Source organism: Pedococcus bigeumensis, from assembly GCF_039531795.1.
Taxonomy (GTDB): Bacteria; Actinomycetota; Actinomycetes; order Actinomycetales; family Dermatophilaceae; genus Pedococcus; species Pedococcus bigeumensis.
Genome location: NZ_BAAAQS010000001.1, coordinates 1,629,895 through 1,643,401, shown reverse-complemented (window position 1 = coordinate 1,643,401; position 13,507 = coordinate 1,629,895). Strand labels below are relative to the sequence as shown.

Sequence of the window (13,507 nt, the reverse complement as noted above, 5' to 3'; positions counted from 1 at the left end):
AGCGAGGGCCCTCGTCGTGGGAGTGGGAAGCCCCGACCGCGGGGACGACGCGATCGGGGCGAAGGTCGCCGGCGCCGTTACCGCGCTCGGCCTGCCGCACGTGGCCGTCATCGTGCACGAGGACCCGACCGACCTGATCGAGCTCTGGTCCGGCTCCGACCCGGTGGTCGTCATCGACGCCGTCCGCTCGGGGGCTGCCGCGGGCACCCTCACGATCCTCGAGACCGGAGCCGGGCTCGACCCCCTGCCCGCGTCCGCGTGGCGGTGGACGGGGCGCGGCGGAACGCACGCCTTCGGAGTGGCCGAGGCGGTCGAGCTCGGACGAGCGCTGCACCGGCTGCCGCCGCGGCTGACGATCGTCGGCATCGAGGCCCGAGCCTTCGAGCACGGCGCACCGCTGTCCCCTGAGGTGGCGGCTGCGCTGCCCGACGCCCTGGAAGCCGTGCTGGGCGCGGTCTCGCTCAGCAGGCAGGGCAACGCCCACCGCCGGGAAGGACACGACCATGTGCCTGGGTGAGCTCGCTGAGGTGCTGCAGGTCGGGCCCGGCCCCCGAGCGCTGGTCCGAGCGGGCCGCCGGCCCACGACGGTCTCGCTGCTCACCCTGGAGGAGCCGGTGGCCGCCGGCGACTGGGTGGTCTGTCACTCGGGCTTCGCACTCAGTCGCGTCACTGCGACGGAGGCCGCCGAGGCCGCCGCGATCCGCGCCACGGCCGACCCGCAGACCATGAAGGCGACGACGACGGAGGACGAGCAATGAACCCCACCCGACGGACCGGCATACTCCTGGCGCTCGCCACCGCGGCGATCAGCGGTGTCTCGGTCTTCCTCAACGGCTATGGAGTGAAGGCCTTCGGCAGCTCCACCGTCTACACCACTGGCAAGAACCTCGTCGCCGCGGTCATCCTGCTCGCGCTGGTCGGGGTGGGGGGCCGCAGGGGCGCGCGGCTGACCAGACCGACGCGCCGGGGTCAGTGGCTGGCGCTCGGCGCGATCGGTGTGATCGGCGGCAGCGTCCCCTTCGTGCTCTTCTTCGAGGGACTGGCCAGGGCGTCGAGCCCACAGGCGGCGTTCGTCCACAAGACCCTGGTGCTCTGGGTCGCGCTGCTCGCCGTGCCTCTCCTCAGGGAGCGGTTGCAGTGGGGGCACTGGCTGGCCATCGCGCTGCTGGTCGTGGGCCAGGTCGGGCTCGCAGGGGGCGCTCCGGAGTCGTTCGGGACGCCGGGCCTGATGATCCTCGGCGCGACGCTCCTGTGGTCGCTGGAAGTGGTCGTCGCCAAACGGTTGCTCGCCGGAGTCTCCTCGTGGACGGTCGGCGTGGCGCGGATGGGACTGGGCTCGGTGGCGTTGCTGGGCTGGCTCGCGGTCCGCGGCCAGCTGGGCGCGCTCGTCTCGCTGACCGGTGCCGAGGTCGGCTGGGCGCTCGCGACAGGAGCCCTGCTCGCGGGGTACGTGGCCACCTGGTTCGCCGCGCTGGCCCGGGCCCAAGCCGTCGACGTCACCGCGGTCCTCGTGCTGGCGGCTCCCGTCACCGCCCTCCTCAGCGCGGCCGTGAACGGCACGACGCTGGCGCCCCAGACCCCCTGGCTGGCCATGGTGGTGCTCGGAGGCGTGACCATGGCCTGGCTGGGCTGGCGCGCCGGGCCGCTCGGAGGAGCACCGGTCCGCGTCGAGACGCCGAGGTAGTGCCGGTGCTGCCCACGGTGAGCGGTGCCCTGCAGTTCGCGGCCTACGCCTACCCGCCGAACGCGCTCGGTTACTGCGGCCCCGATGAGTCGAGCCAGCTGCTCGAGCAGGTGGCCGCGGGGGTGGACGACCCCGACCTGCGTCGACTGGCGCGGGGGTTCGAGGGCGCGTGGCCCTACCTCGAGCTGATCGCCTCGGCCAACCGGATCGGCGACCCGTTGGACCCCCGGGTCGTGGAGGCCTACTGGGTCGGCAACGAGCTGCTCGACCGGGTGGGTCCTCGGCTCCTGGGGGACTCCCTGGAGGTCCGGTTCCGCGCCAGGGCGGGCCGGTCCTGGCCGCGGCTCCTCGACGCAGTGCCGGCCGGGGCGGTCCCGCACCACTCGTTCCACGTCTTCGGTGTCTATCCCTGGCTCGGGCTGCTGCGCGAGGGCCGCGTCGACGAGCCCCTTCGGGTCCTCGACCGGTGCCGGGTCCGCTGGGGCCAGGTGCTCGACGTGGTCGGTGGTGAGGCCATCGTCCGCTCCCGGCCACTGTGGTGGGACGGCCGCCGGCTGCTGCTCGCCGAGGCGCGCGAGGAGCGTGCCGTCCTGCGCATGGACGGTCTCGGCCTGGCCAGTGGCATCCAGGTCGGCGACTGGTGCTCGCTGCACTGGGACTGGGTCTGCGAGCGACTCGACCGGCGCCGGCTGACGGCCCTGCACGACCGCACCCTCAGCCAGCTCAAGGTCGCCAACGGCACGCCCTTCCCGGCTCCCGCAGCGGTCCTTGCCTGAGCACCCTGCTCGGGTCCGCATCCGGCCGCACCTCTCCTGCGTGGTGCGGTCAGGCCGTCCGGCGCTGGCTCACGGCCGAGACCGCCCCGCAGGCGTCTGCACGGTCACCCCGTCGCCGGCGAGGCGACGGCGTGCGTGCACTCGACCGCGTCGCGGACCACCGCGGACAGCGAGCCCTGGCCGGCCCACACGCTGCGCTGGCGCTGGGCCCCGTTGCCCCTCGTGAACAGGCGCTCGAGCCCGTCGCCGACGAGCGCGTCGTCCCCGTGGCGCTGCAGGGCCGGGCGCACGTGCTCGTGCAGGTCGGCGATCACCAGCCGGGCTGGTCGCGGCACCCAGTCCACCGGGTGCACGAGGTCCCCACTCAGGCCCCATCGTGCGGCCCGCCAGGCCGCGGCTCGCAGGAGGGTGGTGGGCACCTGCGGGACCTCGGCGCCCTCGCGCCACTCCTGGGCCGCCGTGTCGACGAGGGCCCTCGCGAGCCCAGCGAACACCACGGCGTCCTCCGCGTGCAGGCAGACGTCGGCCACTCGGATCTCGACGGTCGGGTAGGTGGCGGAGAGCCGGGCGTCGAAGTAGACCATGCCGGCGTCGAGGATCGCCCCGGAGGTGATCAGGTCGCCGACCAGGCGGTGGTAGCTCTCGGGGCTGCCCTGCACGTCGATGGGTCCGGCCGAGGGCCAGCGCGACCACACCTGGGCGCGATAGCTGGAGTACCCGGTGTCGGCGCCCTGCCAGAAGGGAGAGTTCGAGGTCAGGGCGAGCAGCGGCGCCAGCCACACCCGGATCCGGTCGAGGGCGCCGACTCCTTCGGCGGGCGACTCCACCGAGACGTGGACATGGCAGCCGCAGGTGAGCTGCTCCTCCTCGAACGCCCGGTAGAGGCGCCGCAACCGCACGTACCTGCCGTGCCGGAGGAGGGTGGGCGAGACCGGCAGCGGCGAGGTCGCCAGGGCCGCGACCCGTGCCTCGGCCTGCCGGGCCAGCTGGTCGGCTCGGTGCCGCCAGCCCACCAGCTCGGCACCGAGCGCCGCCAGGCTCACGTGGGGGCGGGAGTTGGTCTCGAGCTGCTCTTCCTGGAGCTCGGCGACCAGTCCGCGCAGCTCGCGTCCGGGGAGCCTCCCGCCGTTCCGGCCGCGCAGGAGTTCGGAGGCGCGGGGCACCGGCTGCCCACTGCTCTCGTCGACCAGCAGCAGCTCCTCCTCGACGCCGACCGTCCGCACACCGTCAGTGTCGGACTGGGCGCGGCCGCGCCGTAGAGCAGGAAGTCCCGCCATACCCCGGACAGCCGACACCGCCGCTGCCTGGCCGACGTCTGCGATCACCAGGGCGGGGGTGGCCAGGCAGCAGAACGTCGCCGCTCGGCCTGCCCGGCACCACGCAGGTGCCTGCGACGACGGAGCTCCCGCACGATCTGCTCCCGCTGGTGCAGGAGCTCGCGACGGTCGGCGGCGACGGCAGACGAGTCGGCGTCAGCCACCCCTGACGGGTCCTCGCGGAGGGCGTCCTCGCACGAGGTGAGGTCGCTCAGGAGCTCGCGCACGGACAGGTGGGTCAGCGGGAGCACGGGCCCCTGTTCGCGTGTCTCGTCCGACGTGCTGTGCTTCACGGAGTCCTCGGCTCGTTCAACGCCTTCTCCATGACATGCAAGCGAGACCGACCTCGACCCAGCAGGGCCTTTGGTCCCACGTTGCCCCGGATCCGGCGGGCCAGCCACCACAGCAGCAGCAGGCCGCCGACGGGGACCTCCATGCCGACCACCAGGATCCGGTACAGCAGCACGGCGGCCGCGGCGCCGGCAGGGGCCGCGCCCGCCCCGACGAGGTAGCCGGTCATGCCGAGCTCGACGATCCCGGTCGCCGCAGGGGAGACCACGGCGAGCGACAGCACCCGTTCGAGCGCGAAGGCCGCGAAGATCACGGCCGCGGGCGGTTGGACGTGCACGACCGACAGGCAGAGCCAGAGCAGTGCCGCCTGGAGGGCCGCGTACCCGGCCTTGCCCACGGTCAGGGCCTGCCAGGCGTCCGCGACCAGCTCGGTGATCGAACGCTGGGCCGCGACCGTCAGCTCGGCGAAGGTGGTCCCGGGCGGAGGCGACCGTCGCACCACGCGAGCCAGCCGGTCGAGGGCGGCGCCCGCGGTCCGGGCCCAGGACTCGATCCTGAGGGCAGCCACCGTCAGGGCCAACGCCAGCAGCAGGACCAGCGAGGCTCCGAGTCCGGCGTCGCGCAAGGACGTCGAGGGCCATCCGGTGGCGGACAGCCAGACCAGCGCGACACCGGGCACCGCCAGCCGGCTGAGGGCGTCCCAGATGTTCGTCACCAGCGCCCACCGGATGAAGTCGGCGGTCCTGAAGCCCCAGCTCCTGACCGCCCAGTAGTTGACGACCGAACCTGCGGCGCCGCCCAGGGGCAGGAGGTTCGAGACCGAGCTGCCGGTGATGTTGAGGAAGAAGGCCCGTCGGTGCGAGAGCCCGGGAAGGGCTGCGGAGAGCGCGATGGTGTGCACCCAGAGCCCAGCCAGCCACACCGCGACGAGCGCCGCTTCCTCGGTCACGGTGAGGCTGCCCAGCACATCGCCGATCTGGTGCCAGCTGGCCCCCGCCACCCTGGGCAGGCCGAGCGCAAGCAGAGTGACGCCGAGGACGACGGCCGCGATCCAGACCACCCGATGCCGGATCGTCGACCATCGTGACCCGGACGGGACGACCGGCGACGACGCATGGGTCGGTGTGACCATCCTCCAAGCCTGTCGGGTGTCCCCTCCGCCCGACAGGGACGTTGGGCCCGGCTGCGGACCTCGGGGGCACGACCGGCTGGCTCAGCGCCACCCCGTCGTGTGGACCCCGCACCGCGCGGGGTCGGGGACCCTGGTCCGGCGCTGGAGGGTCCTGACCGCCCACCGGATCCGCCGGCGGGTGAGGAGCACGATCACGCCGACCCACAACGCGATGGCCCACCCCTGCGGACCACGAGGGGGATCGGGTGGTGGGCCGTACGCGCCGTCGAACAGACCGGCGGCCTGCTCGAAGTGGTTCTCCGACCCCGGGTAGAGCGTGTCGTCGACGAGGTACAGGACCGGGAGCAATGCGATCCCCCCGGCAATGGTGCAGACGGCCCACTGGTCGACGTGCCGGGACTCGTGCTGGGCCAGGTCGCGGGCGCGCACCGGGTTGATGCGGGGCACCGGCGAGGCCAGGAAGACCTCGCCGACCATGCTGCCCATGTGCCCGCCCGCCTGCGGGACGAAGGCGAGGGTCATGGGCGGGTCGCCGACACTGCACAGGCCCCGGCCCCGGGCCTCGGCGAACCACAGCGCGAGCCCGCTCACGGGGGCGGTCATCACCGAGCGCACCGTCGACCACATCGGCGGCGGACTCGGCGCGCGGGGGTCGATGACGCGACGCCCTTCGGCGATCGAGGTGTCGGCGGCGCAGGCCGGCAGCTCACGGGCGCGCTGGGACAGTCGCAGCCCGAACCCGGCGACCGAGACGAGCGCCAGGACCACCATCGCGGCCAGCAGACGTCGGTGCCGGCGTTGGCACAGGTCGCAGGCGAGCACCCGGCGAGGGCGCAGCATCCGGGTGCGGGGGAGGACGAGGAACAGCCCGAGCAGGCCGCCGCCCATGAACGCCACGAGCATCCACACCACGCGCATCGACGCGGACGTCGGTCGGCGGCGCGGACGGTGCGCCTCAGCCACCACGTTCTGCACTTGCCACGTCTCCAACTGCCATGCCACGGACGGCCGGACCACCACCAGCCGAGCGGCGACGGACGAGGGCGCCCGGTCGGCTCCGGGACCGGGTCCATTCTCGTCCTTCGACGCGTCCACAACCAGAGCGCGGTATGCCGCGAACGGTGCCCCCGCGGCATACCGTCGGTCCGCCTCCGGGCGGCGCGCGGGTGGACGCCGCAACCTGCCGTTAACGCACGTCCCCTAGGCTCGTTTCCGTGAGCGACACCCGTGACACCAAGACGCCCCAGCCGACGAGCAAGCCGGCCACCGAGCCGGCCACCGAGCCGTCGAGCAAGACGACCCAGCCGGCGACCCCTTCGCAGGCGCCCACCCGGATCCTGGTGGCCGAGGACGAGGCGCTGATCCGCCTCGACCTCGCGGAGATGCTCGTCGAGGCCGGCTACGACGTGGTCGGCCAGGCCAGCAACGGCGAGCAGGCCGTCGAGATGGCGACCGAGCTGCAGCCCGACCTGGTGATCATGGACGTCAAGATGCCGGTCATGGACGGCATCACCGCCGCCGAGCAGATCGGCGCCGCCCGGATCTGCCCCGTCGTCATGCTCACGGCGTTCAGCCAGACCGAGCTCGTCGAGCGGGCCCGCGACGCCGGGGTGATGGCCTATATCGTCAAGCCGTTCACGGCCTCCGACCTCGCGCCGGCCATCGACATCGCCCGGCACCGCTGGACCGAGGTCAAGGCGCTGGAGCAGGAGATCAGCGACCTGGGCGAGCGGCTCGAGACCCGCAAGTCGGTCGACCGGGCCAAGGGCGTCCTGATGAAGAAGCTCAAGATCACCGAGGCCGAGGCGTTCCGCTGGATCCAGAAGACCGCGATGGACCGTCGACTCGGCATGCGTGAGGTGGCCGACGCCGTCGTGGCCGGGATGGACAAGGCCTGAGCGTGGAGGTGGTGGTGCGCCCGGCAGGTGCGGGTGACGCTGCCGTGCTGGCCCAGGTGGCGGCGGCGACGTTCGCGCTGGCCTGCCCCCCGCACGTCACGCAGCAGGCGATCGACACCTTCATTGCCCAGGTGCTGTCGCAGGAGCGCTTCGAGGCCTACCTCGCCGACCCGGGGCGCGACCTCTACGTGTCGGTGGCTGACGGGCTCGTGACCGGTTACGCGATGGTCGTCCACGGGGAGCCCGCCGACCCCGACGTCCGCGCCGCGCTGTCCCTGCGCCCCACCGCTGAGCTGAGCAAGATCTACGTCCTGCCGGACCACCACGGCGCAGGCACCAGCCGGCTGCTGATGGCGGCCTCGATCGAGGGAGCCCGGGCTCGTGGTGCGGTCGCCGTCTGGCTCGGGGTCAACCAGCTGAACGAGCGGGCCCAGCGGTTCTACGCCAAGAGCGGCTTCGTCAAGGTCGGCACGAAGCGCTTCCTCGTGGGCGACCGCTACGAGGACGACTACGTCTTCGAGCGGTCCGTCTGACCCTGCGCGGAGCCGCCCGGGGGACCCGCGTGACCAGTCCGCGAGGACGGCGTGAAACGATGGCAAAGCAACGAATCGGCGCCGGCCCGTCAGGTAACACTCGTGGAACAACGGCAGTGGCAAGAGTTAACACGGGAAAGTCGTTGAACCCTTCACGAGGGCCCTCGAATGGGCCTAGAGTCCAGTCTCGGTCGCCTTTCGAGGCACCGCGGCCATCGGGGGAGCCGTCTGCAGTGGTGAGCAGGTCCAGAGCGACGATGGAGGAACCCCGGTGAGCCGTCCCGTGATCAGCGTCAGGCGCGTCTCCGCGGATGAGGAGCGTTCCTTCACCGAGCTCTGGATGAGCTCCCGGGTCGAGGCCGGCGTCAGCCCCGAGGTGGTCGCGCGCGCCGCCTCCGAGGGAAGGATCTCGACCGCGCTGCACCGCGAGGACGTCCGGGCCTACGTGGCCATGTCCGACGGCCAGCCGGTCGGCTTCGCCGTCGCGGCCACCAGCCCGTTCTCGTCGCTGACCGACGCTCCCTGCGTGACGATCGACCAGCTCTACGTCGCGCCCGACTCACGCAAGCACGGGGTGGCCCGTCAGCTCATGAGCGCCGTCACCCTCTACGCCGACTCCCGCGGGTGCGAGCAGATCGGCTGCAACGTGCCGGCCCAGCACCGCGACGCCAACCGCTTCTTCGCCCGGCTCGGCTTCTCCTCGCAGATGGTGCGCCGCGTGACGAGCGTGTCCGCCCTGCGCCGCCGGCTCGGTCAGGACGAGCCGCGCCACCACTCCATCGAGGCCCTGCTGCACCGCCGCCGCTCACTGCGGGCCCGGGCGACCGCCACCGCGACCGCCGAGAGCCGGCTGGCCGGCTGAGCCACCACAGCACGCGACGACGGGGGGGTATGCCGTGTGCACGGCATACCCCCTCGGCGTGCCTGCCCGGGTGGTGACGCGGCAGGTGGGTCGCGGGTGGCGTCAGGCGCCGGGGGCGGCGTCGCGCAGCAGGCAGGTGATCCGGCAGGTGCAGGTGCGCCGGTCCTGGTCGTCGGTGATGACGATCTCGTAGGACGCCAAGGTGTTGCCCAGGGACAGGGCGGTGGCCGTGCCGGTCACGAAGCCCGACCGCGCGGCCCGGTGGTGCGTCGCGTTGATGTCCAGGCCCACGGCGATCCGGTCGGGCCCGGCGTGCAGCGCGGAGCCGATCGAGCCGAGGGTCTCGGCCAGCACGACCGAGGCGCCCCCGTGCAGCAAGCCGTAGGGCTGGGTGTTGCCCTCGACGGGCATCCGGGCGACCAGGCGCTCCGGCGACGCCTCCAGCACCTCGATCTGCATGCGGTGGAGCAGGGAGCTCGGGTTCATCGCCAGCATCGCCTCGAGGGCGGCGGCGAACTCGGGGTGGGTGGGGCCAGCGCTCGGGGGGCTGGTGGTCGCGGGGCTGTCACTCATACGCAATAGGCTGCCATGCGTGAGTCGCCTCCTGCTCCTCGACGGTCATTCCCTTGCCTACCGCGCCTTCTTCGCGCTGCCGGCCGAGAACTTCTCGACCAGCACGGGGCAGCACACCAATGCTGTCTACGGCTTCACCTCGATGCTGATCAACGTCATGCGCGACGAGCAACCGACCCACCTCGCCGTGGCCTTCGACGTGTCGCGCCAGACGTTCCGCACCGAGGTCTACGCCGACTACAAGGCGGGGCGATCGGTCACCCCCCACGAGTTCCACGGCCAGGTGTCGCTGCTGCACGAGGTGCTCGACGCGCTGAAGATCCGCTACGTCGAGGTCGACGGCTACGAGGCCGACGACGTGCTGGCGACCCTCACCACCCAGGCCCTGGCCGAGGGCATGGAGGTGCTGATCTGCTCGGGTGACCGCGACTCGTTCCAGCTGGTCACCGACACCAGCACCGTCCTCTACCCGGTCAAGGGCGTCTCCGAGCTGGCCCGCATGACCCCCGGCGCGGTCGAGGCCAAGTACGGCGTCCTGCCCGAGCGCTACTCCGACCTGGCCGCACTCGTGGGCGAGTCCTCCGACAACCTGCCCGGGGTGCCCGGGGTGGGGCCCAAGACCGCCGCGAAGTGGCTCACCCAGTACGGCGACCTCACCGGCGTCGTGGCCCACGTCGACGAGATCAAGGGCAAGGCGGGCGAGTCGCTGCGGGAGCACCTCGACGGCGTGCTCCGCAACCGCCGCCTCAACCAGCTCGTCCGCGACCTCGAGCTGCCGGTCAGCATCGCCGAGCTCGAGCGGCAGAACTGGGACCGCGAGCAGGTGCACGCCGTCTTCGACAGCCTCGAGTTCAGGGTGCTGCGCGACCGGCTCTTCGAGTACCTCGACACGCCACAGGAGGAAGCCGACCACGGCTTCGACCTCGACGGCGCGCTGCTCGCCTCCGACGAGGTGGCCGGCTGGCTGCAGGAGCATGCCGCGCCCGGCACCTCGGTGGGCGTGCACCTCGTGGGCCACTGGGGTCGTGGCACCGGTGACGCCACGGCACTCGCGCTGGCCACCGACGCGGGCGCGGCGGCCTACCTCGACCTGACGGCGCTCGACGCGGCGGGCGAGGCCGCGGTCGGCGCGTGGCTGGCCGACGCCGACCGGCCCAAGGTGTTCCACGACGCCAAGGGACCGTTGCTGGCCCTGGCTGCGCGCGGCTGGCCGGTCGCCGGGATCGCCACCGACACCGCGCTGGCGGCCTACCTCGTGCGCCCCGACCAGCGGTCCTACGACCTGGCCGACCTGGTGCTGCGCCACCTCGGGCGTGAGCTGCGGGCCGAGTCCGACAACTCCGGCCAGGGCCTGCTCGACTTCGGTGACGAGGGTGACGCCGGCGCGCAGGACGCGATGGTCCGGGCCCGGGCGGTGCTCGACCTGGCCGGCTCACTGGCCGAGCAGCTCGAGGCCACCGGCGGCACCTCGCTCCAGCGCGACGTCGAGCTGCCGCTCGAGCAGGTGCTGGCCGGGATGGAGCGCACCGGCATCGCCGCCGACGTCGACGTGATGACCGGGCTGGAGGCCGACTTCGCCGCCAAGGTCCGTGAGGCGCAGCAGGACGCCTACGACGCGATCGGCGGCGACCAGATCAACCTCGGGTCGCCCAAGCAGCTGCAGGTGGTGCTGTTCGAGACGCTGGGGCTGCCCAAGACCCGGCGCACCAAGACCGGCTACACCACCGACGCCGACGCCCTCAACGACCTGTTCACCAAGACCGAGCACCCGTTCCTCGAGGCCCTCCTGCGGCACCGCGACTCGTCCCGGCTGCGGGTCACCGTCGAGGGCCTGCTCAAGTCCGTGGCCGACGACGGACGCATCCACACCACCTACCAGCAGACCATCGCCGCGACGGGCCGGTTGTCCTCGACCGACCCCAACCTCCAGAACATCCCGATCCGCACCGACGAAGGGCGCCGGATCCGTGAGGTGTTCATCGTGGGCGAGGGCTACGAGTCGTTGATGTCCGCCGACTACAGCCAGATCGAGATGCGGATCATGGCCCACCTGTCCGGTGACGAAGGGCTGATCGAGGCGTTCCGGTCGGGGGAGGACCTGCACCGCTTCGTCGGGTCGCGGGTCTTCTCGGTCGAGCCCGAGGACGTCACGTCGGCAATGCGTTCCAAGGTCAAGGCGATGTCCTACGGCCTGGCCTACGGGCTGTCGGCCTTCGGGCTGTCCAAGCAGCTCACCATCTCGACCGGCGAGGCGCAGGGTCTGATGGACGAGTACTTCGCGCGGTTCGGCGGGGTCAAGGACTACCTCGACTCGGTCGTCGCCGAGGCGCGGGGGACGGGCTACACCGAGACCATGCTGGGACGGCGGCGCTACCTGCCCGACCTCACCTCCGACAACCGCCAGCGTCGCGAGATGGCCGAGCGGATGGCCCTCAACGCACCCATCCAGGGGTCGGCCGCCGACATCATCAAGCTCGCCATGCTGCGGGTCGACAAGGCGCTGGCCGAGGCCGGCGCCCGCTCACGTCAGCTGTTGCAGGTGCACGACGAGCTGGTCCTCGAGATCGCCCCCGGCGAGGCGGCCGACGTCGAGGCGCTGGTGCGCAAGGAGATGGGCGGTGCCATCGAGATGGACGTCCCGCTCGACGTCAGCGTGGGGGTCGGCCGCTCCTGGTTCGACGCGGCGCACTGACGGCTCAGGACTTGCAGATCGTGTACTCCCCGGCACCGTTCAGCGTGACGAACACCAGCGCTTCCTTGGCCGTGGTCGACACGTAGATGGTCCCCGGGGTGACCGTCCAGGTGCGCTGGACGCTCGCCAGGTTCTGCCCACGCAGGATCTGGGTGACCACCTCCGTGCTCTGGCTCGTCACGGTGATCTCGTTCCCCTGACCCGTGCCGAGGACCAGAGCCGGTCGCTGCCCCTGAGCCTGGTAGGTGTGGCAGCCTGCGCCCGGCTTCATCGGCGTGGTGAAGCTCCCCGCGATCTGGTCGAGACCGCCGGTGGTGGCGGGGACCGCGCTCTTCGTCCCGACGCGGACCATGAACAGGCCTTCCGCGTCGATGCGTCCCTGGGGCGTCGCCTTGCCTCGAGGCAGCGCCCGGCGAATGGCCGGCTCGGTGATCCGCTGTGGGTTGATGTCGCCGTTGTAGAAGTCGCCCGAGAAGTCGTTCAGACTGCGCTCGCCCGCGTCCACGGCAGCCACCATGCCCAGGGTGCGATCGGGCCACGGGCGCGTGATGGGCACCCAGGTGTCGGCGAAGGTGCGCTCAGCCAGCACCCCGTTGACGGCGTAGCCGCCCAGCAGGCCGGCTGCGATGAGCGCCGGCAACCACTTCGGTTCGACGGCGAGCCGACTGACCCCCTCGATGCAGAGCGCGACGGCCGGGACGAGGAACACGATCGTGTAGTAGGAGTACCGACCCGTGTCCGGCGCCACGAACTGGCGGGACAGGGACAGCGTCGTGCTCATGAACACGGCGGCCAGGATGCCGGCCCACGCCAGCTGCTTGAGCTTCTCCTTGCGGCTCTTCACCAGAGCCGTGCCCACCAGGAGGGCCACGAGCACGGCGGGTCCGACCTCGGCATACCCCAGCGCGTTGCCCATCGCGGCCGACATGCCCTGCCAGACGAGCTGGGGGATCTTCAGGTAGTCCCACACGCCGGTGGGCATCTGCGCACCCGCCTCAACGTGTCCGTACAGCGAGTACCAGAGGAGGTAGACGGCCGCGGGGACCACCACCAGCCGGGCGGCCCGCAGGAGCCCGTGTCGGATCGCGACGAACGCCACCACGAAGAAGACCGCGCTCACGCCTGTGTTCGAGAACATCAGTGCGCCCACGAGGGGAATGGCGACCACCCAGGTCCGGTGACGTTCGGAGAGCACCAGCAGGAGCGCGCTGAGGCCGAGGAGCAGTGACCCCAGGTGGTTCATCGCAGCCGAGTACATGACTGCATCGCCGCCGACCCCGAGGAACAGGATCACCCAGGCCCCGACCAGGGCAGCCACTCGACGCGCGCGTAGCCGCATGAGGATGACGTACCACAGGGCTGCGATGGCCAGGTGGAACACGATGGTCACGAGCGCATACGGCAGGTAGGTGCGCAGACCGAAGAGGGCGAACAGGGCCCGGTAGATGGCGATGGTCAGGGTCGACCAGTGCCCGTTCTTCGGCTCCAGCCACCCTCGCGACTCTGCGGGGATGGTGCCGCGCAGCAACAGGAAGTCCCAGTCGTCCATGACGAACCAGAACTGACGCGCGAAGCCCACGAGGAGGAGGGCCTGCAGAGCGATCCCGAGTGCCAGAACCGTAGCGGGCAGCGCTCGCCTGACCCGGCCCCACTCGCGCAGGCCCAGTGAGGCGTGTCGTCGAGACGCCCGGTGGCGTTCTTCGACCTCGTGGTCTGTTTCGGTGGCCACGGAGATCGGGCCTTTCTATCG

Annotated in this window: 14 protein-coding genes; 8 read left to right on the top strand and 6 right to left on the bottom strand. The window is 71.8% G+C overall.

Translation table 11 applies throughout. From position 1 onward, the window contains the following. Window positions 1–16 precede the first annotated feature (16 nt). Genes ABD262_RS07850 through ABD262_RS07835 form a run of 4 tightly spaced genes read left to right on the top strand, consistent with a single transcriptional unit; the run spans window position 17 to window position 2,460 of the window. Window positions 17–517, top strand: coding sequence for a hydrogenase maturation protease (locus tag ABD262_RS07850; RefSeq protein WP_344133638.1), 501 nt, complete (start codon window positions 17–19; stop codon window positions 515–517). After that, window positions 504–758, top strand: a complete 255-nt coding sequence (locus tag ABD262_RS07845; RefSeq protein WP_344133635.1) for a HypC/HybG/HupF family hydrogenase formation chaperone — start codon at window positions 504–506, stop codon at window positions 756–758. Before ABD262_RS07850 ends, ABD262_RS07845 begins: the two co-directional genes overlap by 14 nt. Continuing rightward, on the top strand, window positions 755–1,684 hold the full coding sequence (locus ABD262_RS07840) for a DMT family transporter (RefSeq protein ID WP_344133632.1): 930 nt from the start codon (window positions 755–757) through the stop codon (window positions 1,682–1,684). The genes ABD262_RS07845 and ABD262_RS07840 overlap by 4 nt, the downstream gene beginning before the upstream one ends. Window positions 1,685–1,689: 5 nt before the next feature. Further along, window positions 1,690–2,460 (top strand): DUF6390 family protein, encoded by a 771-nt coding sequence (locus ABD262_RS07835; protein ID WP_344133629.1) that lies wholly within the window; start codon window positions 1,690–1,692, stop codon window positions 2,458–2,460. A gap of 104 nt (window positions 2,461–2,564) precedes the next feature. Here ABD262_RS07835 and ABD262_RS07830 read toward each other — a convergent pair whose 3' ends face one another. From ABD262_RS07830 to ABD262_RS07815, 4 genes are all read right to left on the bottom strand, one after another. Next, a complete protein-coding gene (locus ABD262_RS07830; protein WP_344133626.1) occupies window positions 2,565–3,683 on the bottom strand; it encodes a glutamate--cysteine ligase in 1,119 nt (372 codons plus the stop codon). A 98-nt stretch (window positions 3,684–3,781) separates the two neighbouring features. Continuing rightward, on the bottom strand, window positions 3,782–4,069 hold the full coding sequence (locus ABD262_RS07825; protein WP_344133623.1) for a hypothetical protein: 288 nt from the start codon (window positions 4,067–4,069) through the stop codon (window positions 3,782–3,784). Then, window positions 4,066–5,199, bottom strand: coding sequence for a lysylphosphatidylglycerol synthase domain-containing protein (locus tag ABD262_RS07820; protein WP_344133616.1), 1,134 nt, complete (start codon window positions 5,197–5,199; stop codon window positions 4,066–4,068). The genes ABD262_RS07825 and ABD262_RS07820 overlap by 4 nt, the downstream gene beginning before the upstream one ends. Window positions 5,200–5,280: 81 nt before the next feature. After that, window positions 5,281–6,162, bottom strand: a complete 882-nt coding sequence (locus ABD262_RS07815; protein WP_344133613.1) for a hypothetical protein — start codon at window positions 6,160–6,162, stop codon at window positions 5,281–5,283. Window positions 6,163–6,413: 251 nt separating this feature from the next. Between ABD262_RS07815 and ABD262_RS07810 the strand changes: the two genes are divergently transcribed. The 3 genes from ABD262_RS07810 to ABD262_RS07800 all read left to right on the top strand — a co-directional run bounded on the left by ABD262_RS07810 (window position 6,414) and on the right by ABD262_RS07800 (window position 8,492). Then, entirely contained in the window at window positions 6,414–7,097 is a 684-nt protein-coding gene (locus tag ABD262_RS07810; protein ID WP_425564813.1) for an ANTAR domain-containing response regulator, read from the top strand. An 11-nt stretch (window positions 7,098–7,108) separates the two neighbouring features. Continuing rightward, window positions 7,109–7,630, top strand: coding sequence for a GNAT family N-acetyltransferase (locus ABD262_RS07805; protein ID WP_344133610.1), 522 nt, complete (start codon window positions 7,109–7,111; stop codon window positions 7,628–7,630). Between the two features lie 271 nt (window positions 7,631–7,901). Continuing rightward, window positions 7,902–8,492, top strand: a complete 591-nt coding sequence (locus ABD262_RS07800) for a GNAT family N-acetyltransferase (RefSeq protein ID WP_344133607.1) — start codon at window positions 7,902–7,904, stop codon at window positions 8,490–8,492. A gap of 102 nt (window positions 8,493–8,594) precedes the next feature. Here ABD262_RS07800 and ABD262_RS07795 read toward each other — a convergent pair whose 3' ends face one another. After that, window positions 8,595–8,987, bottom strand: a complete 393-nt coding sequence (locus tag ABD262_RS07795) for a PaaI family thioesterase (RefSeq protein ID WP_425564835.1) — start codon at window positions 8,985–8,987, stop codon at window positions 8,595–8,597. 97 nt (window positions 8,988–9,084) lie between these two features. Between ABD262_RS07795 and polA the strand changes: the two genes are divergently transcribed. Continuing rightward, window positions 9,085–11,757: a DNA polymerase I gene (polA, locus tag ABD262_RS07790; RefSeq protein WP_344133601.1), complete on the top strand. Its 2,673-nt coding sequence runs from the start codon at window positions 9,085–9,087 to the stop codon at window positions 11,755–11,757. Between the two features lie 4 nt (window positions 11,758–11,761). On the opposite strand, the gene ABD262_RS07785 is transcribed toward polA, so the two are convergent. Continuing rightward, window positions 11,762–13,486 carry a hypothetical protein gene (locus ABD262_RS07785; RefSeq protein WP_344133598.1) on the bottom strand — a complete coding sequence of 575 codons (1,725 nt, stop codon included), beginning with the start codon at window positions 13,484–13,486 and terminating at the stop codon, window positions 11,762–11,764. Between the last annotated feature and the right edge of the window lie 21 nt (window positions 13,487–13,507).